General features: G+C 70.6%; 20 protein-coding genes. 9 read left to right on the top strand and 11 right to left on the bottom strand.

All coding sequences use genetic code 11. The features are described from left to right. Positions 1–2: 2 nt before the first annotated feature. A complete protein-coding gene (locus KTR66_RS22495) occupies positions 3–986 on the bottom strand; it encodes a glycosyltransferase (RefSeq protein ID WP_213616697.1) in 984 nt (327 codons plus the stop codon). Between the two features lie 252 nt (positions 987–1238). On the opposite strand from KTR66_RS22495, the gene KTR66_RS22490 reads away from it, so the two are divergent. Then, on the top strand, positions 1239–3200 hold the full coding sequence (locus KTR66_RS22490; RefSeq protein ID WP_213616695.1) for a glycosyltransferase family 2 protein: 1962 nt from the start codon (positions 1239–1241) through the stop codon (positions 3198–3200). Positions 3201–3202: 2 nt separating this feature from the next. Then, the gene (locus KTR66_RS22485; protein ID WP_213616693.1) at positions 3203–4270 is read left to right on the top strand and encodes a glycosyltransferase family 4 protein; all 1068 of its coding nucleotides are present in this window, start codon (positions 3203–3205) and stop codon (positions 4268–4270) included. An 82-nt stretch (positions 4271–4352) separates the two neighbouring features. Here the strand turns inward: KTR66_RS22485 and KTR66_RS22480 are convergent, their stop codons facing one another. The 5 genes from KTR66_RS22480 to KTR66_RS22460 all read right to left on the bottom strand — a co-directional run bounded on the left by KTR66_RS22480 (position 4353) and on the right by KTR66_RS22460 (position 8540). After that, a complete protein-coding gene (locus KTR66_RS22480; protein ID WP_213616691.1) occupies positions 4353–4871 on the bottom strand; it encodes a GNAT family N-acetyltransferase in 519 nt (172 codons plus the stop codon). After that, positions 4868–6070, bottom strand: coding sequence for an amidase (locus KTR66_RS22475; protein ID WP_213616689.1), 1203 nt, complete (start codon positions 6068–6070; stop codon positions 4868–4870). The genes KTR66_RS22480 and KTR66_RS22475 overlap by 4 nt, the downstream gene beginning before the upstream one ends. Positions 6071–6136: 66 nt before the next feature. Then, the gene (locus KTR66_RS22470) at positions 6137–7516 is read right to left on the bottom strand and encodes an esterase-like activity of phytase family protein (RefSeq protein WP_213616687.1); all 1380 of its coding nucleotides are present in this window, start codon (positions 7514–7516) and stop codon (positions 6137–6139) included. A 91-nt stretch (positions 7517–7607) separates the two neighbouring features. Then, positions 7608–7766, bottom strand: coding sequence for a hypothetical protein (locus KTR66_RS22465; protein ID WP_213616685.1), 159 nt, complete (start codon positions 7764–7766; stop codon positions 7608–7610). Between the two features lie 63 nt (positions 7767–7829). After that, the gene (locus KTR66_RS22460) at positions 7830–8540 is read right to left on the bottom strand and encodes a GNAT family N-acetyltransferase (RefSeq protein ID WP_213616683.1); all 711 of its coding nucleotides are present in this window, start codon (positions 8538–8540) and stop codon (positions 7830–7832) included. Positions 8541–8594: 54 nt separating this feature from the next. On the opposite strand from KTR66_RS22460, the gene KTR66_RS22455 reads away from it, so the two are divergent. The 3 genes from KTR66_RS22455 (at position 8595) to KTR66_RS22445 (ending at position 10620) form a co-directional block, all read left to right on the top strand. Then, complete coding sequence (locus tag KTR66_RS22455; protein ID WP_213616681.1) at positions 8595–9401, top strand: ferredoxin--NADP reductase; 807 nt, start codon at positions 8595–8597, stop codon at positions 9399–9401. Between the two features lie 338 nt (positions 9402–9739). After that, positions 9740–10063, top strand: a complete 324-nt coding sequence (locus KTR66_RS22450) for an NIPSNAP family protein (RefSeq protein ID WP_213616679.1) — start codon at positions 9740–9742, stop codon at positions 10061–10063. A gap of 17 nt (positions 10064–10080) precedes the next feature. Continuing rightward, entirely contained in the window at positions 10081–10620 is a 540-nt protein-coding gene (locus KTR66_RS22445; RefSeq protein WP_213616677.1) for a dihydrofolate reductase family protein, read from the top strand. A 142-nt stretch (positions 10621–10762) separates the two neighbouring features. On the opposite strand, the gene KTR66_RS22440 is transcribed toward KTR66_RS22445, so the two are convergent. The 5 genes from KTR66_RS22440 to KTR66_RS22420 all read right to left on the bottom strand — a co-directional run bounded on the left by KTR66_RS22440 (position 10763) and on the right by KTR66_RS22420 (position 15997). Beyond that, complete coding sequence (locus KTR66_RS22440) at positions 10763–12064, bottom strand: TRAP transporter large permease (protein ID WP_213616675.1); 1302 nt, start codon at positions 12062–12064, stop codon at positions 10763–10765. Between the two features lie 2 nt (positions 12065–12066). Beyond that, a complete protein-coding gene (locus tag KTR66_RS22435) occupies positions 12067–12609 on the bottom strand; it encodes a TRAP transporter small permease (protein ID WP_213616673.1) in 543 nt (180 codons plus the stop codon). Between the two features lie 162 nt (positions 12610–12771). Further along, complete coding sequence (locus KTR66_RS22430) at positions 12772–13749, bottom strand: TRAP transporter substrate-binding protein (protein ID WP_213616671.1); 978 nt, start codon at positions 13747–13749, stop codon at positions 12772–12774. An 89-nt stretch (positions 13750–13838) separates the two neighbouring features. Next, a complete protein-coding gene (locus KTR66_RS22425; protein WP_213616669.1) occupies positions 13839–14438 on the bottom strand; it encodes a 2-hydroxychromene-2-carboxylate isomerase in 600 nt (199 codons plus the stop codon). Then, the gene (locus KTR66_RS22420; RefSeq protein WP_213616667.1) at positions 14435–15997 is read right to left on the bottom strand and encodes an AMP-binding protein; all 1563 of its coding nucleotides are present in this window, start codon (positions 15995–15997) and stop codon (positions 14435–14437) included. Before KTR66_RS22420 ends, KTR66_RS22425 begins: the two co-directional genes overlap by 4 nt. Positions 15998–16161: 164 nt before the next feature. On the opposite strand from KTR66_RS22420, the gene KTR66_RS22415 reads away from it, so the two are divergent. The 4 genes from KTR66_RS22415 to KTR66_RS22400 are packed head-to-tail and all read left to right on the top strand — an operon-like array spanning position 16162 to position 19995. Continuing rightward, on the top strand, positions 16162–17157 hold the full coding sequence (locus KTR66_RS22415; protein WP_213616665.1) for an ABC transporter substrate-binding protein: 996 nt from the start codon (positions 16162–16164) through the stop codon (positions 17155–17157). Further along, positions 17154–17924 carry an ABC transporter permease gene (locus tag KTR66_RS22410; RefSeq protein ID WP_213616663.1) on the top strand — a complete coding sequence of 257 codons (771 nt, stop codon included), beginning with the start codon at positions 17154–17156 and terminating at the stop codon, positions 17922–17924. Before KTR66_RS22415 ends, KTR66_RS22410 begins: the two co-directional genes overlap by 4 nt. Continuing rightward, complete coding sequence (locus tag KTR66_RS22405) at positions 17921–18694, top strand: ABC transporter ATP-binding protein (RefSeq protein ID WP_213616661.1); 774 nt, start codon at positions 17921–17923, stop codon at positions 18692–18694. The genes KTR66_RS22410 and KTR66_RS22405 overlap by 4 nt, the downstream gene beginning before the upstream one ends. Positions 18695–18732: 38 nt before the next feature. Next, positions 18733–19995 (top strand): leucine-rich repeat-containing protein kinase family protein, encoded by a 1263-nt coding sequence (locus KTR66_RS22400; protein ID WP_213616660.1) that lies wholly within the window; start codon positions 18733–18735, stop codon positions 19993–19995. The last annotated feature ends 2 nt before the right edge of the window (positions 19996–19997 follow it).

Below are 19997 nucleotides of genomic sequence, written 5' to 3'. Positions count from 1 at the left end.
GGTCAGATCCTCGCCGGCGGGGCGATGCGGGCGGGGTCCGCCGCCCAGGCGCGATAGCGCGCGAAGAAGGCGGCGGCTTCCGCATTCCGGTCGGGCGGCGGCAGCGCGGCGGCCATGGCGGCAACGCGCTCCGGCGCCTCGGTGAAGTCCAGCAGCAGATGCGCCAGCGCCGTCGGGTTCATCGCCACCTCCGCGGCCGTCAGCACCGGCCGGCCCATGGCGCGCGCCAGCCGCGCCACGCCCTCCGGATCGGCGCCGGGCAGCAGCGCCAGATGCGCGCCGGGCAGCGCGGCGGCGGCCTCCTCCGGCGAGCGGATGTCAAGGATGGGCGCGCGGGGGCACCCCGCCATCAGCGCCGCCGTCGCGGCCATCAAGGCGTGCCCGGCCGCATCGCCCGGGAAAGCGGCCACCACCAGGAAGCGCCCGGTGGGCGGCAGCGGGCAGGGCGCCGCCTCCGGCGGCAGGCCCGCCTCCAGCACCAGCCGCGAAGGATCGAGCCCGAAGGCGAGGCAGGGGGCCATGAGGCTTTCGCACGGCAGCAGCAGCGTCGCCTCGGCCAGGAAGCGGCGCAGCGGCGCCTGGTGCAGGAAGCCGCGCGGCGGCCCGAGGATGCCGATCCGCCCCGCCAGTTCGGGTGTCAGCGAGAGCAGCAGCCGCGCCCTGGGGCAGGTTCGGCGCAGGAGGCCGAGGAACTCCATCCCGAAGGGCGAGAGGTCGTGCAGGTGCACGATGTCGGGCGGCCAATCAGCCAGCCAGCGCGCGAGCCGGCGCAGCAGGTCGGAATCGTTCTGGCTCAGCTCCGCCGCGTCATGCCCGGGCTCGGCCTCCGCCAGGAACGTGCCATCCGCGAAGGGCTGGAACAGGCGAATGCCGGGTGGGGGTTCATGCCCGGCCGCGCCGCAGAGCAGCCGTGCTTCGAAGCCGGCCGCTTCGGCGGCGGCCCGGAGCCGCGCGGGAATGGAAGCGGGGTCGTGCCTGGCCGCCACCACCAGCAGGCGGAGCGGCGCGAGGCCGGCAGGCGCATCCTGGTCCAGGAGAACCCCCTCTCTTCGGCGATCAGTGATGTTTCCCGTGTATCCCTGCCCCGGATGCGGCTCAAGCGGCGCGGCGGCCCTGCGGACAACCCATGTGCAAGGCGGGGTCCTGCTTCCGTGGCCGCGGGCTCGATGCTATCCCCTCGCCGCGGGGGTACGCTAGCTTTCCCCATCACCGGGCGCGCTGACGTTTCAGGCGCCGACATGCACGCGGAGATGGCACCCAAGCGGATGGATGGCAGCGCCGAGACCCGAGAGGCCAACCCGGACATCATGCCCCCGGCCGGCGGCGAGGTCCGGCCGATGGCTGGCGATGCCGGCCTGATCGGCTGGGCCGAACCCGATCCGCTGTCGCCCGAGGCGCCACCCGAGATCGGCCTGGATGTCGAGGGCGGCTCGACCCGCATCGTCACCGCCGCGCCGCCACGCGATTCGCAAGGCCGCTTCCGCCTGAGCTGGTCCCTGCCGCACAGCCTGCGCGACGGCGTGACCCGCCGGGTCCGCGCCTTCCACATGATCTCCGGGCGGGAGCTCGATGGTTCGCCCGTCACCCTCGCCGCGCCCCCCCTGCCGGCCGCGCTGCCCGTGGAGGCGCCGGAGGAGGCGCCGGCCGTGGGGCTGCGCTGGCCCGACGGCCTGGCGGTCACCCGCGCCGCGACCGGCCTGCTGCCCATCGCCGAGGGCATGCTGGCCGAGGCCATGGCGCCCGCCGCCCATCTCCGCTCCGAGCTTCTGGCCGATCTGGCGGAAGGGCCCGATGCGCTGCGCCGGGGCGTGCGCCTCCTCGCGGATGTGGTGGCACCTGCCATCCGGCTGTATCTCCGCCTCGACGCCGCCGATGGCCCGGTCCCCGCCGGCCATCACATGGAGCGCGAGGTGACCGCCTGGCTGCCCGAAGCCACGGAAGCCCATGTGAAGGCGCGCTTCGACGTCACCCTGGAGCGGCGGGAAGGGCCGGCGTTCCACACGCTGCGGCGGTTGCGGCGGGGCACGCTGTTTCGCCGCCCCACCGATCACCCGGTCAGCTTCGAGCTGACGGCGGAGGAGGCCGCGCTGCTGGCCGAGGGGAATCTCTGGCTCGGCCTCGCCGCGCTTTCCGCCAAGGGTCTTTCCGCCCGGCTGCCCGGCCCCGCCCCCGACCCCCTGGCGCAGCCGGCCCGCTTCGAGGATGCGCGGCTGGACGGCGCCTTCGCCCATGCCGTGGGCTTCGTGCGCGTGCATGGCGAGGCCCGGCGCGAGGCGCACCCGCTGCTGCCCGGCCTGTGGCAGGCGCCGCCGCCCCTTGCCCAGGCAGCGCGGCCGGCGGCCCAGGCGCATCCCTTCACCCAGGTGATCCTGCCCGTCTACAACGGCCATGACGAGGTGCGCGCCTGCCTGCACGCGCTGCGCGCCGCCGCCACCGGCCCCATGCAGGTGGTGATGGTGGATGACGGCAGCCGCGACTTCACGGCCGAGATGCTGCGCGCCGAGGCGGCGGCCGATCCGCGCTTCATCCTGCACCGCCGGGACATCAACCGTGGCTATACCAAATCCATCAACGAGGGCGTGCTGCTGACCGGCGCCGACTGGGTGGTGGTGCTGAACTCCGACACGCTGGTCTCGAAGGGCTGGCTCGACCGGCTGCACGCCGCCGCCCAGGCGCGGCCGGGCACCGGCATGGTGGGCCCGCTCTCCAACGCCGCCACCTGGCAGAGCATCCCGGCCGCCAAGCGGCCGGATGGCGCCTGGTCCACCAACGCCCTGATCGAGCCCCGCCACCTGGAGCGCCTGCAGGCCATCCTCGACGAGGTCTCGGAGCGCGCCTATCCGGAATTCCCGGTGCTGAACGGCTTCTGCACGCTGATCGCGCGCGCGGTCTTCGATCGCGTGGGCCTCTATGACGAGGACGCCTTCCCCACCGGCTATGGCGAGGAGACCGACCTCTGCCTGCGCGCGCGCCAGGCGGGCTTCCGGCTGACCCTGGCGGATGACTGCTTCGTCTTCCACCACAAGAGCGTCACCTTCGGCCAGGTCGAGCGCACACGCCTCTCCCGCCAGGGCGGGCTCGAGATGACGAACAAGCATTCCGGCGTCATCGTGCCGGCGCTGGAGCGCATCATGCAGGATTGCGCGCCGCTGGGGCGCCTGCGTGCCCGGCTGAGCAACCTCGCGGCGGAGCTGAATTGAAGATGGCGGGCGTTTCCTTCGTTCTTCCGGTGGGTGGCGGCGGCGGCGGCGCGCATTCCGTGGTGCAGGAGGTGGATGCCATGCGCGACCTCGGCGTCGAGGCGCGCATCCTGGTCAACCAGGCCAATGCCCCGTATTTCCGCGCCGCCTATGACCGCTTCCCCTGGGTGGAAGACGGCGGCGTGGCAAGCTTCGACGGCGCCCGCGAACTGGCGGCGCTGCTGGCCGAGACCGACGTGGCGGTGGCGACCACCAACACCTCGGCCCATGCCATCGCGGACGCGCACAAGACGACGCGCGGCCTCGGCTTCCGCCACGCCTATTACGTCCAGGACTACGAGCCGCTCTTCTACCGCGCCGGCAGCACCGAGCATGCGCTGGCCATCGCCAGCTATGCGGTGCTGCGCGACTGCACCCATTTCGCCAAGACGCGCTGGCTGGCCGGCATGGTCGAGGCGGCGCACGGCCACGCGGCGGCGCTGGTGGTGCCGAGTGTGGATCACGGCATCTACCGCCCGGTGCGCCGCGCCCCCGCACCCGCCCGGCACGTCGTCGCCATGGTACGCCCCGCCACGCCCCGCCGCGCGCCGCGCCGCACCCTGCGCATGCTGGCGCGCCTCGCCGCCGGCGAATTCGGCCCCGTGGCGCTGACCGCCTTCGGCTGCGAGGCGGAGGAACTGGCGGCGCATGACCTCGCCTTGCCCGATGGCGTGAAACTGGCCGGCCGCCTCAAGCAGACCGAGGTGGCCGAACTGCTGCGCGCCACCGACATCTTCCTCGACCTCTCCGACTACCAGGGCTTCGGCCGCACCGCCGCCGAGGCGATGGCCTGCGGCGCCGTCGTTCTCGCCCCCGCGCTCGGCGGTGCGGTGGACTTCATCGCCGATGGCGAGAGCGGCTTCCTGGCCGACACCACGGATGACGCTGCGGTGGCCAATGCGATCCGCCGCATGCTCTCCCTCTCGGAGGCCGAATACCGCCGGATGCGCCTCGCCGCGCTGGAGGCCGTCTCCGGCTTCACGCCGGTGCGGGCCGCGATCTCGGAATTGCGCGCGCTCGGCCTCGGCTGAGCACGGGCCGCCTCCGCGGATCATGCGTGCCTGGCTTCGAGGATGATTCACCGCTTCGGCGTGCCGCCTCCGCGGATCATGCTCAATCTGGCAACGTCCGTTCGCCCTCGCCGAGCGCGCGCTGCATCGTCACCACATCGACCCATTGGCCGAATTTGAGGCCGACGGCCTTCATCGTGCCGACCTGTCGGAAGCCGAGCGAGGAATGCAGCCCGATGGAGCCGACATTCTCGCTGTCGCCGATCACCGCGATCATCTGGCGGAAGCCGCGCGCGGTGGCGTGCTCGATCAGCGCCTGCACCAGCGCCTTGCCCACACCCATGCCGCGCACGTCGTCGCGCACATAGATGCTGTCCTCCGCCGTGAAGCGATAGGCGCTGCGGTCGCGGATCTGGGCGTAGTAGCCATAGCCCACGATCCAGCCCTCATTCTCCGCCACCAGCCAGGCGCAGCCCGCAGCCTGCACCTTCGCCATGCGCTGGCCGAGCTCGGCCGCATCGGGCGGCGTCTCCTCGAAGGTGCCGGTGCCGGTCCGCACATGATGCGCGTAGATCGCCGTGATGGCGTCGAGATCGGCCGCGGTCGCGTCGCGAATGATCATGCGAGGCCAAGCTCCGCCGAGACCCGCACCGCGAGGTCGAGCAGCGCGCGGTCCCGCCCTGGCGCGGCCACCAGCGAGAGGCCGACCGGCGCGCCATCCACGCGGCCCGCCGGGATGGTCACCTCGCAGAGGCCCGCGAGGCCGGAGAGGGCGGTGACGCCCATGCTGCGCTCGCGCACCGCGTTCTGCTCCGCCTGGGAGGCGGTGAGACGCGGCGCGGGGAAGGGCGAGGTCGGGAAGGCGAAGACCGCGCCGCCCGCGAGCAGAGAGCGGATGCGCACCGAGAAGCGCTTGCGGAAGGCGCGGCCGGCGGCGGCCTTGGCGGGGTCCATGTCGCGCGCCGCCTCGAAGCGTTCCTTCACGCCGGGGCCGAATTGCGGATCGGTCGCGACGATCCAGCTGCCCAGCGTGGCCCAGGCCTCCTGCGCCTGGGCGCAGCGGAAATTCTCATAGGTCATGGCCAGGATGTTGGTCGGCCCCTCGACGCGCACCGCCGTGCCCGTACCGGTCACGCGCTCCACCGCCTCCAGCGCCGGCAGGAGCGCATTCGCCGTGGCGGGGTCCGCGTTCATCCAGACGCTTTGCGGCTTCAGCAGCGGCGCCAGCTGCGCGACATTGGGCAGCGTGTCCTCGGGCAGCAGCGCATCGCCCACCGCCTGCAGCACGCTCGCCTTCCGCGCGAACCAGCCGCAGGTGTCGAAGCTCGGTCCCAGGCCGCAGGCGCCAGCGAGCGACACCGCCCCCCAGCTCGGCCGGATGCCGAAGACGCCGCAATAGCTGGCCGGAATGCGCACGCTGCCGCCCGTATCCGAACCCAGCGCGAAATCCACGAGGCCGGCACCCACGGCGGCGGCCGAGCCGCAGGAGGAACCGCCCGGGAAGCGATCCGGCGCGTTCGGGTTGATCGGCGTGCCATGCCAGACATTCTCGCCCGTCAGGCCATAGGCGAGCTCGACCGTCTTGGTCTTGCCGACGAGCCGCCCGCCCGCCTCGAGCAGCGCCATGACGGCCGGCGCCGTGGCGGCTGCGACGGGATGCGTGCGGCCCCAATCCGGATTGCCATAGGTGGTGACGGACCCCGCCACGTCGAACAGGTCCTTCACGGCGAAGGTGAGGCCATCCAGCACGCCGGAGCCGAGCGGCGCGTGAGTGACGCGCTCGCCCGGAATGAAGGCCTTCACATCATCGGAGATCGTCATGGCGGAACCCCTGGCAGGACCCGGCCATGCTAGATGCGCGGCCGGGGCGCGCCAAGTGAGGGCGCCTCAGCGTGCCCGCAGCAGCTCCGGCACATGCAGCAGGATCAGCTCATTGTCGTCCGCGCGCGTCAGGTGGCGGCCGGCCGAGAAGGGCAGGTTGTTGTCATTGCCGACGATGATGTGGTCGGCATCCACCATCGCCACGTTCTCGATGGTGAAGAAGGGGAAGGTGAAGACCGTGTCGCTGGCGCCGGCCGCCCGGTCGCCCCGCTGGCGCGCGACACGCTCGGGGTCCTGGATCGCCATCAGGTCCACATGGCCGATCTTGCGGACGAAGCCCTCGGCATCCGGCGCGCCGAAATCCACCAGGTAGATCCGCTTGAGGCGGGCCGGCATGGCGAAGCAGGGGGCGGCATGCGTGCTCTCGACGCCCTGGGCGCAGGCGCGGCCCGGATCACCCTCGCCATTGTCGCGCTCGATCACGAGCGCCCGGCGCGCGTCGATGAAGTTGATGTCGCCGATCGCGGTCGCCCCCGGCTCCAGCCGGTAGCGCAGGGTGCGGCCGGTCCAGTCCATGCGCGCCACGTCGAACTCGAGCAGGCGGAGGAACTGGCCTTCCGGCTGATTGCTGTTCGGCGCGAAGAGCGGCTGCTCCATCATCGCCCAGAGGGTGCGGCCATCCGGCGTCAGCGCCATGCCCTCATAGCCGCCCGAGCGGCGCACCCGGTGCGGGACGCCGGCCGTCGGGTTCGCGGGGATCAGATTGGCGTGATGGTCCGGCGTGCGCAGCACCTCGCCCTCCATCCGCGTCTCGATCACGCGCAGCAGGCGGCCCTGGGCGTCGAAATGCAGCAGATAGGGGCCGAATTCGTCGCCGATCATGATGGTGCCGTCGGGGAGCGGCTGGATGCTCTCCACGTCGAAATCGGCGCCGGTGAGGTAGCGCGTCGGCGTCGCCTCGTTCTGGATGACGAAGCTGGTGACGCGGTTGGGGTCGGAGAGGAAGATGGTGTTCTCGACCGCGACGGCCCCGCTCTGCCAGTTCGGCCGCACGCGATGGATCATCAGCAGGGCGTCGGGGCTGTTGCGGCGGTTGCCGAAGCCGTTGTCGCCCGTCACCCAATAGCTGCCATCGCCCACCGGCTTGATGCCGGAAAAGCCCTGCAGCGGCTGGCCGGGGAAGGGCATGGCGAGGCCGGTCGGGCGCGGCCCATAGCCCGGAAGCGTCACGCCCGGGATGCTGCCGGCCAGCTCATTGCGGGCGTTGCCCGCGCCGGTGAAGCGGCCGGAGAGGCGGAAATACTCAGGCGCATCGGCCGGAGGGGCGAGGAAGGTGGCGGCGGGCAGGATGGCCTGGCCGGCGAGGCGCGCCTCGAAGCGCGTATCGGCGGCGGCGGGCAGGGCGAGGCCCAGGACAGCGGTGGTGGCGAGCAGAAGACGGCGCATGCGGGAACCCTCCGGAATGGAGGCCCCCGCCTAGCAACCCTCGATGACGCGTCCGCGACGGATTTGTTGCGGCCGCGTCAACAATGCGGCCTTACACGAAGCCGACCAGCGCGCCCTTGGTGACCATGGCGGCCAGCGCCGCGGCGGCCAGGGCCGGGCCCAGCGACATACGGCGCCCGGTCACCGCCCAGGCGGCCGCCGCCGCGATCAGGGCCCAGGCCAGCACGTCGCCCGAATCAATTCCCGTCATCTGACGTCTCCCGTGTGACGTTGCGATGACGCAATCTAGAACGAATGTTGCCTCTCCGCCAGTTTATTCGGCGGCCATGAGGGAGGCTTTGGGCCGGCCCGCCGCATCCCAGTTGGAATCATCCAGCCAGGCCTGAATGGCCGCCGCCCGCGCCGGCCATTCCTCGGCCAGGATGGAGAACCAGGCGGTGTCCCGCCGGCGGCCCTTCACCGTCAGCACCGCGCGCAGCGTGCCCTCATAGGTGAAGCCGAGGCGCTTGGCCGCCCGGCGCGAGGGCGCGTTCAGCGCATTGCACTTCCAGGTGAGGCGCCGGTAACCCAGATCCTCCATGGCGTGGCGCATCAGCAGGAACATCGCCTCCGTCGCCGCGCGGGTGCGCTGCATGCGGGGGCTGAACCAGATGTTGCCGAGCTCGATATGCGCGTGGGCCGGCTGGATCTCCATCAGCGTCAGCCAGCCATCCACCGTGCCGGTCCGGTGCGGCCGCACCGCCCAGGCGATCGGGTCATGCGTCGTGGCAAAGCCGCCGATGAAGCTGCCCAGCGCCGCCTCCGAAGCGAAGGGGCCATAGCCCATATAGGCCCAGCTGGCCCCCGTCGCGTCGCTCTGCGCGGCCTGCCAGAGGTCCGGCACGTGGCGCATGTGCAGCACCTCGAGGTCCACGCTGCGGCCCTTGTGCGGGATGCGCGCGGGGAGCGGCCGCGGCGTGGTGTCCACGCGGGGACCCACGGGCGGGTCGGTCTCGGGGTCATGCGGGGGGATGAAATCAGCCATGTCCCCATCATTCCCCGCTTGCGCCCGCCTGTCACGGGCCGCAAAACGCCCCGCATGGACCTCGATCACGACCCCATCCTCGCAGCACCCCCGGGCTTCTTCGCCGAAGAGGTCACCTGGGTGCACCACTGGACCGACAGCCTGTTCAGCTTCAAATGCACGCGCGACGCGACGCTGCGCTTCACTTCCGGCCAATTCGCCATGATCGGGCTGATGGTGGGCGGCAAGCCGCTGACCCGCGCCTATTCCATGGTGAGCCCCGCCTGGGAGGATCACCTGGAGTTCCTCTCCATCAAGGTGCAGAACGGCCCCCTCACCTCCCGGCTGCAGCACATCCAGGTGGGTGAGCGCGTGCTGATCGGCCGCAAGCCCGTCGGCACCCTGATCCCGGACAACCTGCTGCCCGGCCGCAACCTCTGGTTCCTCGCCACCGGCACGGGGCTCGCCCCTTTCATGTCCCTGATGCGGGACCCTGAAGTCTATGACCGCTACGAGCGGATCATCGTGGCCCACACGGTGCGCGAGGTGAAGGAACTCGCCTATCGCGACTACATCACGGGCGAGCTGCGCGAGCATGAGCTGCTGGGCGAGATGGTGCAGGAGAAGCTGATCTACCTGCCCGCCGTGACGCGCGAGCCCTTCCCCGTGCAGGGCCGCATCACCACGCGCCTGGAGACCGGCGAGGCGGAGAAGCAGGCCGGCGTCGCGGCGCTCGACCCCGCGCATGACCGCGTGATGATCTGCGGCAGCGAGGCGATGAACGCCGATTGCAAGACGCTGCTGGAAGCCCGCGGCTTCATCGAGGGCACCAACAATGCCCCCGGCACCTACGTCGTCGAGAAGGCCTTCGTGACCAAGTAATCCCCACGAACCCGCCTTCGGCGTCTTCGCGGGGGCCCCACTGAGTTCCCCAAAAAAACGCCGAAGCGGCGTTTTTCCGGGGGCCCCGGTTTGGGGCTGATCCTGTGGGGTGGGCTCATCCTGTCGTGGCGAAGCCACGACAGGGCACCGGGGGGCGGCCAGTGGGCGAGGCTGGACACACCGGGCAGCAAGCGCGACGTTGCGAAGCGGAGTGACGCGCATCGAGTATCCGGCCGCATAGCGGCCGGCGCGCCGCGACCGCCCCACCAACCAGCGCCACATCCCTGCGGCGCGAAGCCAAGGCGGCGGAGCCGCCGCCGGCGTTTGAGGAAACAACAATGTTCGTCGAAGAGCGCATCTACACCATGCACCCGGGCAAGATCGGGGATTACATCAAGGCCTATGCGGCCGAGGGCCTGGCGATCCAGAAGCCCATCCTGGGCCGCCTCGTCGGCTACTACTCCACCGAATTCGGCCCGCTGAACCAGGTGATCCACATGTGGGGCTATGAGAGCCTGGCCGAGCGCGCCGAGCGCCGCACCAAGCTCTTCGCCAACCAGGACTGGCTGAACTACCTGGCCAAGGTGCGCCCCTTCATCGCCAGCCAGGAAAGCAAGCTGCTGATCCCCGCCCCCTTCATGCAGGTGAAGTGGCAGGACTGATCCGCCAGGTGGGCCGCATGCCCGGCCGCGTCGCCTATATCGCGGCGAGCCTGGACGGCTTCATCGCCGCCGAAGATGGCTCCGTCGCCTGGCTCGAAGCCTTCCAGGCGACGGATTACGGCTATGCCGAGTTCTTCGCCGGCATCGGCACGCTGGTCATGGGGCGTTCCACCTATGACCAGCTGCTGCATTTCGGCGCCTGGCCCTATGCCGGCAAGCGCTGCCTCGTGCTGAGCCGCCGCGGCATCGCCCATCCGCCCGAGGGCGTGGAAGCCTGGAAGGGCGACCTCGCCTCGCTCGCCGCGCATCTCTGCGCGGCGAAGGAGCGCGTCTGGGTGGTGGGCGGCGGCAAGCTCATCGCGGGGCTTCTGGCCGAGGGCGCGCTGACCGAGCTGGACCTCTTCATGATGCCGGTGCTGCTGGGCCGCGGCATCCCCCTTTTCGCCGGCGGCCACCCGCCCACGCAGGCGCTGACCCTGCTGGACACCCAGACCTGGCCCAATGGCGTGGTCCGCCTGCGCTACGCGATCGCCGACGCGACACCCGCCAAGGCATAGCGCCTCGCGTGAAGAATCCGGCCGCAACGCGGCCGGCGGCCACTCGATGGGCTCACAGCCAGCGCACCATGTCTGAGGGCCGCAAGCCAAGCCGCCGGAGGCGGCGCCCGGCGTTTGAGGGCAGTAAAAACATCTTCTCCGCCTATTGGCGGAGAAGATAATCCGGCAGCCAGGTGACGATCTCGGGAAACACCGTGATCAGCACCACCGTCAGCACCAGCATCATGAAGAAGGGCAGCGAGGCCCAGGCCACCTCGGTCTGCTCCTTGCCCGTCATCGTCTGCATGACGAAGAGGTTGAATCCCAGTGGTGGCGAGATCTCCGCGATCTCCACCAGCAGGATGATGAAGATGCCGAACCACACCAGGTCGAACCCCGCATGCTGCACCATCGGCACGACGACCGAGGTGGTGAGCACGATCATCGAGACGCCATCCAGCGCCGTGCCGAGGATGAGATAGACCACCGTCAGGATGGCGATGATCGCGTAGGGCCCAAGGTCGGCGGCGGCGACGGCGGCGGCCAGCGCCGCGGGAATGCCGGTCAGCGCCATCGCCTTGGTCAGGAAGGCGGCGCCGGCCAGGATGAACATGATCATGCAGGAGAGGCGCGTCGCCCCCGCCAGGCTCTCGAAGAAGCTGCGCCAGGTGAGGCAGCGCGTGACGGCGGCGAGGAAGAGGCTGCCGAAGACGCCGAAGGCCGCGGCCTCCGTCGCCGTCGCCCAGCCCACGAACATCGTCCCGATCACGCCGATGATGAGCAGCGCGCAGGGAATGAGCTGCGCGGACTGGCGCAGCTTCTCCATCATGCTCAGGCGCGGCCCCGCTTCGGGCTGCTTCTTCGGGTTCAGGATGGCCCAGATGATGATGTAGAGGCTGAACAGCCCCATCACGATGGCGCCCGGGATCATGCCCGCGATGAAGACGCGCACGATCGAGACCTCGGCCGCCACGGCATAGACCACCATGATGATCGAGGGCGGGATCAGGATGCCGAGCGTGCCCGCGGTGGCAAGGCTGCCGATGGCCACCCCCTCGTCATAGCCGCGCCGCTTCAACTCCGGCAGCGCGATCTTGCTGACCGTGGCGCAGGTGGCGGCGGAAGAGCCCGAGACGCTGCCGAAGATGCCGCAGGCCAGGATGTTCACATGCAGCAGGCGCCCGGGGATGCGCCGCACCCAGGGGGCCAGGCCGTTGAACAGCTCCTCGGAGAGTTTCGTGCGGAACAGGATCTCGCCCATCCAGATGAACATGGGCAGCGCGGCCAGCGTCCAGGAGCCGGTGCTCTCCCAATAGGCCGAGGCGAGGAAGAGACCCGGCGTCGGGTTCACCAGCGACATCGCGACATAGCCGGTGCCGGCCAGCGCCAGCGCGATCCAGAGCCCGCTGCCCAGCAGCAGGCAGAGCAGGACGAGAAGGAGGAGGGCGATCTGCAGGAGTTCCATGCTCAGACCTCCGCCGAGAAATCGCCGCGCGCGGCGCGCTCTTCCGCGGCACGGACGTAGCTGGGCTTCTCGCCGCGCAGAACGATCACCAGCTCATCCAGGATGGCGATGAGCAGGATGCCCGAGCCCGCCGGGATGGCCAGCTTCGGGATCCAGATGAGGAAGGGCACGCTGCCTTGCGCCACCTCCTCGATCTCCAGCGAGAACATGGCGTCCGACCAGGTCCAATAGACGATGTAGGCGACCAGCGCGGCGGCGAGCGCCAGCACCGCCATCTCGATCAAGCGCCGCAGCCCCGGCCCCGCCTTGTCGATGAAGAGGCCGACGCGGATCAGCTCGCCGCGCTTGAAGGTGTAGGCCAGTGCGAAGAAGGTGGTGGCCACGCAGAGATAGGCGGTGAAGTCATCCGCGCCGGGCAGCTGGATATTGCCCTGGCGGAGGAAGACCTGCGCCATCATCACGACGAAGATGCCGAAGAGGGACAGCGCGGCGAGCCCGGCACTGACCAGATAAAGTCCGTCGAGCGCGCGGCGCAGGATCGTCATGGGCGGGGTGCCTCAGGCCGTGATGTCACAGGATGTTCGTGCCGCGCGCAGCCCTGGCGCAAGCGCCTTCGGCACGCGGCAAGCCCGGTGCGCGGCGGCGCTGCACGCCGCTTGCGCAACCGGGTCATGCATCTGGGCAGCGCTTGGGCGCTGCACCCTCACTCAGCCGCGATAGGCTGCGATGACGCGCGCGCCATCCTCACCCGCGCGGGCCACCCATTCGCGCGTCATCTCCTGGCCGATGCGGTCCAGCGCTTCCAGCAGCGCGGGCGTGGGCCGCGCGACCGTCATGCCGCGCTGCGCCAGCGTCGCCTCATTGGCGGCGATCGCTTCCTCGGCCAGGCGCCAGCCGGCCACTTCGGCCGCGGCGGCGGCGGTGCGGATCGCCGCCTGGTCGGCTGCCGAGAGCGCCTCGAAGGCGCGGCGGTTCACGAAGACGGCGTTGCGCGTGTGGGTGAAGCCGACCGGCGTGTAGATGCGGCTGAAATCCCAGGCGCTGCTGTCCACGCCGGTCGCGGCACTGGTCACCATCGCGTTCACCACGCCGGTGGCGAAGGCCTGCGGCACTTCGGCCGCCTGGATCAGCGCGGGGTTCGCGCCGATCAGCGTCGCGAAGCGGTTGGTCATCACGCTGAAGGTGCGGAAGCGGCTGCCGCGCAGCGCCTCCAGCGTGTCCACCGGCGTGTTGGTGTAGAAGCCGGAATTGGGCCAGGCGACGGAATAGAGCAGCGAGAGCCCCTGCCGCTGGAAGCGCGCCTCGATATAGGGGCGCGTCAGTTCGTTCAGGCGGCGCGCCTGGGCGATGGTCGGCGCCAGCATCGGCACGCCGTCGATCTCGAAGAAGGGATCCTCATTGCCATAGGCGCTGAGCAGGATCTCGCCCAGCTGCACCTGGCCCTGCTGCACGCCGCGCTTGATCTGCGCCATGGGCAGCAGCGAGGCGTTGGAATGCATCTGCACCTGCACGCGGCCGGAGGTGGCGTTCTGCACCGCCTCGAGGAAGGCGCGGTTGTTGCGGGTGTGGAAGTTCCCGTCCGGATAGGGGGTCGCCATCTGCCAGCGGGCCTGGGCGCTTGCCAGGGTCGGCATCAGGGGCGCGGCGGCGCCGGCGGCCAGCAGGGTGCGGCGGGTCACGGTCATGGGCGGGATTCTCCGGAAGGTGTCTCTCTGGATGGGATCATCAGCCCGGCCATGCATTTGGCGCAAGCCCGGCATTTGTTGCTGGCGGGTCAGGATCGCAGCGTCCCGCCCAGGAAGCGGTCCAGCAGATCCAGCCGGTCATTGCCGAAGAAGAGCTTTCCGTCCGCCGTCACCATCGGCAGGCCGAAGACGCCGGCGCTGATCGCCTCCTCCGTGTTGGCGGCGAGCTGGTTCTTCCAGCGCTCGTCGCTCGTGGCGGCGATGACCGCCTGCGGGTCGAGCCCGGCCTCGGCGCCCAGGCGGCCCAGCAGCGCCAGATCCTCGATGTCGCCCGCCTCGCTCCAATAGGCGCGCAACACCGCGCGGGCGAAGGCACCGCCCTTCCCCTCGGCGCTGGCGAAGCAGGCGGCGCGCAGCGCGCGGGCCGGGCGCAGCGGATAGCGCGGATGGTAGCGCAGCGTGACGCCGCCGAGCGCGGCCCAATCCTGCAGGTCCTGCCGGTACCAGGCGAGGAAGGCGGCATTGGCCTCCAAGGGCCGCCGCCCGTCGATCGCGTCGATCAGCCGCGCCAGATAGACCGGCCGCCACTCCACGGCGCGCCCGTGCCGGGCCGCGATGCCCTCGATGCGCAGTGCCGCCAGATAACACCAGGGGCTGTGGACATCGTAGCGGAAGATGAGGGGCGTCATGCGAAGCGCTCCAGCCGCCCCGCCTCAGCCATGGCGCGCAACTCCGTCTTGCGGATCTTGCCCGAGGCGGTGAGCGGATAGGCGGTGACGGTGAACCAGGCGGCGGGCACCTTGAAGCGGGCGATGCGCGCGGCGCAGAAGGCGGCGAGCTCAGCGCTCGGCACCGCATGGCGCAGGCGCAGCGCGGCCGCCGGGATCTCGCCGTAATAGGCATCCGCGATGCCGAAGACCGCGATCTCTGCGACCGCCGGATGCTGCGCCAGCACCGCCTCGATCTCGACCGGATAGATGTTCTCTCCACCGCGGATCAGCATGTCCCGCAGGCGCCCGCCCGCCATGCGGATGCGGCCCGTCGGTGTCACGCAACCCAGGTCCCCGCTGCGCAGCCAGCCCTCTTCCGTGATCGTCTCGGCATTGGCCTCGGGCCGCTCGAAATAGCCGAGCATGACCATGGGCCCGCGCGCCTGGATCTCGCCGATCGCACCGGGCGGCAGCACGGCGCCGGATTGCGGGTCCACGATGCGCACCTCCATGCCCGGCAGCGGCGCGCCCGCCGTCTCCAGCCGCTCGGGGTCTTCGCAATCGGCGCAGGCGATGAGCGTGCTCGCCTCGGTCTGGCCATAGACCTGCACGAGGCCGGGGATGGGAAAATCCCGCACGCAATCGGCGAGGATGTCCGGGTTCGCATCGGCGCCGCCGCAGGTGCCGGTGCGCAGGCTCGTCAGGTCATATCTGCTGCGCGCCGGCAGGTCCCGCATGGCGAGCCAGGAGGTGGGCACGCCGGAGAGCGCGGTGCAGCGCTCCGCCTCGATCACGCGGCACATCTCCTCCGCGTCGAAGGCCGGCACGCCGACATAGGCCGCACCCGATTGCAGGCAGGCCAGGATGCCCATGATGCAGCCCGCGCAGTGAAACAGCGGGATGATGGAGGTGAGGCGGTCCCGCTCCGTCAGCCGCAGGCGCTGCGCCGTGCCCCAGGCATTCATCAGCATGCCCTGATGCGTCAGCAGCGCGCCTTTCGGGATGCCTGTGGTGCCGGAGGTGAATTGCAGGCTGGCCGGTGCGCGGGGCGCGACCTCCGGCAGCGCGATCCCCTGGGCGCGGACGGCGCTGATATGCGTCTCGCCCGCTTCTTCATCCAGCAGGATCAGGTGGCGCAGCGCGGGCAGGCCCGGGCGCAGCGCGCGCGCCATGTCGAGATAGGCATTGCTGCGGAAGCGCGCGCTGAGCAGGAGCGCCTCGGCCCGGCTGGTGGCCAGCGCCGCGCCCAGATCCTCCGCGCGGTAATGCGTGTTGAGAGGCACCAGCACCATGCCGGCGGCGGCGATGGCAAGCTGTGCGATGGGCCATTCGATGCGGTTCTCGGCCAGCAGGGCCACATGCGTGCCGGGCTTGAGGCCGAGGGCCAACAGCCCGCGCGCCAGCGCCTCCGCCTCCGTCAGCCACTCGCAAAAACTCAGGCGGCGATCCTGATGCGGGAAGACCAGCGCCTCGCGCGCGCCATGGGTGGCGGCGGCGGCGCGCAACGCATCGAGCGGCGTGGCGAAGGGCGTCGTCATCATCTCCATGCCCCGGCGTGGCACATGAATTGTTAGGTGCCAAGACCATGACACGCTGGATAAGCTCCGGCGCGCGGCCCGCATCTCCCGCTGCCCAGACGGGCGGCAGAGCGGCACGCGCGCTGCCTGTTTCCTCAACACCTGACGCCCGACCGGAGATCCGCATGCCCCTGCTTCCGCGCCGCACCCTTCTGGCGGCCCCGCTCGCCGCCCCCGTCACGCTGCGGGCCCAGGGCTCGGGCACGCCGATCACCATCGTCACCGCGCTCCGCCTCGCCAATTGGACGCCGGCCTTCGTGGCGCAGCGGCGCGGCCTTTTCGCCAAGCATGGGCTGCGCGTGGAAATCCAGCCGGCCGGCTCCATCGCCGAGCCCGTTGCCGTGCTCAATGCCCGCCGCGCGCAGATCGCGCTGACCGGCACGGGCATGAGTGTCAACGCGACGGTGGAGGGCGCCAGCATCAAGGTGATCGGCCTGCTCGCCGGCGCCATCGGGCTGTGGTTCATCCACAAGCCGGGTGTGACGCTGAACAGCCTGGCGGATCTGCGCGGCAAGAGCATCGCTTCGCTGCGCTTCCCCTCCAACACCGTCTCCTCCCCCACCTATGCCATGCGCTCCCGCGCCAATATGGACCCCGCGGCGGCCGGCGTGCGCTTCGTGGAGGGCCCGCCCGGCTCGATCATCGCCGCCGTGCGCGATGGCCGCGCCGATCTCGGCTGCGTCTTCGAATGGGATGCCTCCATCGCGGAATCGCAGGGCCTCGTCGCGTCGCTGCCGCTCGCACCCGTCATCGGCCCCATCGCCTTCAGCACGGCCATGGTGCGCGAGGACTGGCTCACCTCCAACCGCAGCCAGGCGCAGGCCTTCAGCCATGCGCTGGCCGAGGCGCTGCGCCTGATCCGCACCGATGCTTCCGTCTATGAGGAAGTCAGCCGTGAGGAATTCGCGCAGGTCCCGCCCGAGGCGGTGCGCGCGGGTTCGGCGCGGCTCCTCTCCACGGCCGGAATCGTCCCCGTCTCGCCCGTCGTCACGCGCGAGCAGTGGGATGCGATCATCGCGCATGAGCTGGGTGCGGGCACCATGCGCCAGGCGCTGCCCTATGAGCGCATCGTGGACAATTCCCTGGCCGAGGCGGCGGCGCGCGCGGCCGGCATCGCGTGACGCCCAGTCGCAAATGGGGCGGCTTCAGCCCGGCCCTGCTGGCGAAGCAGGTCCTGCTGGTGGCGGGCATCCTCGCCGCCTGGGAATGGGGTGTGCGCTCAGGCGTGATGGCCGCCTATATCTACGGCCAACCCAGCGGCATCTATGCCAAGGCCCGGGGCCTCATCGCCTCGGGCGAATTGCTGACCCACACCTGGGTCACGGCGCAGGAGGCGGTGGCCGGCTTCCTCATCGGCTCCACCCTGGGCAGCCTCTGCGGGCTGCTGCTCTGGCTCTCGCCCGGCTTTGCCGCGGTGGTGCGGCCGGTGATGATCGCGATCAACGGCGTGCCGAAGATCGCGCTCGCCCCGCTCATCATCGTGTGGTTCGGCATCGGGATGGAGGCGAAGATCGCGATTGCCGCCATCCTCACCTTCATCGTCAGCCTCATCGCCACCTTCGCCGGCACGCGTGAGGTGGACCAGGATCTGATCCGCCTGATGCGCAGCCTCGGCGCCTCCCGCTTCCAGACCTGGCGCAAGGTGGTCGCACCCGCGACGCTGCCCTGGATCGTCTCCGCGCTCCGGCTCAACGTGGGCTTCGCGCTGATCGGCGCCGTGGTGGGCGAATACATTTCGGCGAAGGAGGGGTTGGGCTACCTCGTCTATTTCTCCGGCACGCTCTACGACCTCAATGCCGTCTGGACGGGCATCTTCGCCCTGATGGCGCTGGCCCTGGTGCTGGACCGCTGCGTCACCTTCATCGAGCAGAAGGCGCGCTGGGCATGAAGGATGTGGTTCTCCGCGCCGAGGGGCTCTCGCTCAGCTTCCCTGGTGTCCTCGCCTTCAGGGCCATTTCCTTCGCGCTGCACCGGCGTGAGGTGCTGGCCATCGTCGGCCCCTCGGGCTGCGGCAAATCCTCCCTCTTCAACGTCATCGCAGGCCTCCAGGCGCCGAGCGAAGGCCGCGTCGAGGTGCTGGGCCAGCCGGTGGCCGGCGCCACCGGCCATGTCGGCTACATGCTGCAGAAGGACCTTCTGCTGCCCTGGCGCAGCGTGCTCGACAATGTGCTGCTCGGCCTCGAGATCCGCGGCGTGAAGCGCGCCGAGGCCGAGGCGCGGGCCCGCGCGCTGATCGAGGCCTATGGGCTGAAGGGCTTCGAGGCGGCGAAGCCCGGCACTCTCTCGGGCGGCATGCGCCAGCGCGTCGCCTTCATGCGGACCCTGGCGCCCGACCCCGAGGTGGTGCTGCTGGACGAACCCTTCTCCGCGCTCGACTTCCAGACGAAATTGCTCCTGCAGCGCGAGGTGCAGTCCATCATCCGCGAGCGTGCGAAGAGCGCCATCCTCGTCACGCATGACATCGGCGAGGCGATCGTCATGGCGGATCGCGTGCTGGTCCTGAGCCGCCGTCCCGGCACCATCAAGTCCACCCATGTCATCGCGCTCCCCGATGCCGTGCGCGACCCGGTGGAGGCGCGGCGCACGCCGGAATTCCAGGCGCATTTCGACGCGATCTGGAGCGATCTGGACCAGCCCGTGGAAGCCGCGCCGCGCTGAGGCGTGGCGCGGCCCCCGTTCTCCGCTATGCGCTGCCCATGAGCCAAGCGACCCTTGATGCCCTCCGCCGTGGTGACCTGGCCGGCGCGCGAGAATTGCGCCTGCCCCATTGCGGCCTCACGGAATTTCCCCGTGAAATCTTCGGCCTCGCCGAGACGCTGGAGGTGCTCGATCTCGGTGGAAATGCGCTGTCGCACCTGCCGGCTGATTTCGGGAACCTCCGGCGCCTGCGCGTGCTTTTCGGCTCGAACAACCGCTTCGCCCGCCTGCCGCCCGCGCTGGGCGATTGCGCCGAACTCAGCCAGGTGGGCTTTCGTGCGACCCGGATGCGTGAGGTGCCGGCCGAGGCGCTGCCACCCAAGCTGCGCTGGCTGACGCTGACCGACAACCACATCGCCAGCCTGCCGGCGGCGCTGGGCGGGCGGCCCGCGCTGCAGAAGCTCATGCTCGCCGGGAATGAACTCAACGCCCTGCCCGAGAGCCTGGCCGAGGCGCCCGCGCTGGAATTGCTGCGCATCGGCGCCAACCGCTTCGAGGCGCTGCCCGGCTGGCTGGCCGAGCACCCCACGCTGGCCTGGCTCGGCCTTGCGGGTAACCCGGCGCTGGAAGGCACCGCACCCGCCCCGCGGCCGGTGCCCTGGACATCCCTCACGCCCGGCACGCTGCTGGGCGAGGGCGCCTCGGGCCGCGTGTATCATGCGCTCTGGCGCGAGGACGAGGTCGCGCTCAAGCTCTTCAAGGGCGCGATGACCAGCGACGGCCTGCCGCGCCACGAAATGGCCGCGAGCCTCGCCGCCGGGGCGCATCCGAACCTGATGGGCGCGCTGGGCGAGGTGCGGGACCATCCCGAGGGCCTGGCCGCGCTGGTCATGCCGCTCATCCCTTCGCATTGGCGCGCGCTGGCCGGCCCGCCCAGCCTCGAGAGCTGCACGCGTGATGTTTATGCGCCTGGCCTATGCCTTGAGGCCGAGGCCGCGCTGACCCTTGCGCGCGGCCTGGCGGCGGCCCTTGCGCATCTGCACGGCGCGGGCGTGCTGCATGGGGATTTCTATGCGCACAACATCCTGTGGGACGGCGTGACGGGCGCGGCCGTCCTGGGCGATTTCGGCGCGGCGGCCCTGCTGCGTCCCGGCGATGCGGCCCTGACGCAGATCGAGACCCGCGCCTTCGGCATCCTGCTGGCGGAGCTGCTCGCGCTGGCCCCCGCGGCCAGCTCGCTTCGCGCCATCGCGCAGCGCTGCCTCGCGCCACGCCCCGCCGATCGGCCTTCCCTCGCGGAGGTCGCCGCCGCGCTTGGGTAGCG

The sequence above is a fragment of the Roseococcus sp. SDR genome, assembly GCF_019083995.1.
Classification (GTDB): domain Bacteria; phylum Pseudomonadota; class Alphaproteobacteria; order Acetobacterales; family Acetobacteraceae; genus Roseococcus.
Note: the sequence above shows the minus strand (reverse complement) of the source record. Positions and strands in the feature narration are given on the sequence as shown.

What these genes read in the sequence shown, in the direction of transcription:
- KTR66_RS22480 (WP_213616691.1), bottom strand. Translation starts at nt 4,871, where the DNA reads ATGATCATTCGCGACGCGACCGCGGCCGATCTCGACGCCATCACGGCG.
- KTR66_RS22425 (WP_213616669.1), bottom strand. Translation starts at nt 14,438, where the DNA reads ATGACGCCCCTCATCTTCCGCTACGATGTCCACAGCCCCTGGTGTTAT.
- KTR66_RS22470 (WP_213616687.1), bottom strand. Translation starts at nt 7,516, where the DNA reads ATGCGCCGTCTTCTGCTCGCCACCACCGCTGTCCTGGGCCTCGCCCTG.
- KTR66_RS22460 (WP_213616683.1), bottom strand. Translation starts at nt 8,540, where the DNA reads ATGGCTGATTTCATCCCCCCGCATGACCCCGAGACCGACCCGCCCGTG.
- KTR66_RS22445 (WP_213616677.1), top strand. Translation starts at nt 10,081, where the DNA reads ATGCCCGGCCGCGTCGCCTATATCGCGGCGAGCCTGGACGGCTTCATC.
- KTR66_RS22400 (WP_213616660.1), top strand. Translation starts at nt 18,733, where the DNA reads ATGAGCCAAGCGACCCTTGATGCCCTCCGCCGTGGTGACCTGGCCGGC.
- KTR66_RS22405 (WP_213616661.1), top strand. Translation starts at nt 17,921, where the DNA reads ATGAAGGATGTGGTTCTCCGCGCCGAGGGGCTCTCGCTCAGCTTCCCT.
- KTR66_RS22455 (WP_213616681.1), top strand. Translation starts at nt 8,595, where the DNA reads ATGGACCTCGATCACGACCCCATCCTCGCAGCACCCCCGGGCTTCTTC.
- KTR66_RS22450 (WP_213616679.1), top strand. Translation starts at nt 9,740, where the DNA reads ATGTTCGTCGAAGAGCGCATCTACACCATGCACCCGGGCAAGATCGGG.
- KTR66_RS22490 (WP_213616695.1), top strand. Translation starts at nt 1,239, where the DNA reads ATGCACGCGGAGATGGCACCCAAGCGGATGGATGGCAGCGCCGAGACC.
- KTR66_RS22475 (WP_213616689.1), bottom strand. Translation starts at nt 6,070, where the DNA reads ATGACGATCTCCGATGATGTGAAGGCCTTCATTCCGGGCGAGCGCGTC.
- KTR66_RS22440 (WP_213616675.1), bottom strand. Translation starts at nt 12,064, where the DNA reads ATGGAACTCCTGCAGATCGCCCTCCTCCTTCTCGTCCTGCTCTGCCTG.
- KTR66_RS22415 (WP_213616665.1), top strand. Translation starts at nt 16,162, where the DNA reads ATGCCCCTGCTTCCGCGCCGCACCCTTCTGGCGGCCCCGCTCGCCGCC.
- KTR66_RS22485 (WP_213616693.1), top strand. Translation starts at nt 3,203, where the DNA reads ATGGCGGGCGTTTCCTTCGTTCTTCCGGTGGGTGGCGGCGGCGGCGGC.
- KTR66_RS22430 (WP_213616671.1), bottom strand. Translation starts at nt 13,749, where the DNA reads ATGACCGTGACCCGCCGCACCCTGCTGGCCGCCGGCGCCGCCGCGCCC.
- KTR66_RS22420 (WP_213616667.1), bottom strand. Translation starts at nt 15,997, where the DNA reads ATGACGACGCCCTTCGCCACGCCGCTCGATGCGTTGCGCGCCGCCGCC.
- KTR66_RS22465 (WP_213616685.1), bottom strand. Translation starts at nt 7,766, where the DNA reads ATGACGGGAATTGATTCGGGCGACGTGCTGGCCTGGGCCCTGATCGCG.
- KTR66_RS22435 (WP_213616673.1), bottom strand. Translation starts at nt 12,609, where the DNA reads ATGACGATCCTGCGCCGCGCGCTCGACGGACTTTATCTGGTCAGTGCC.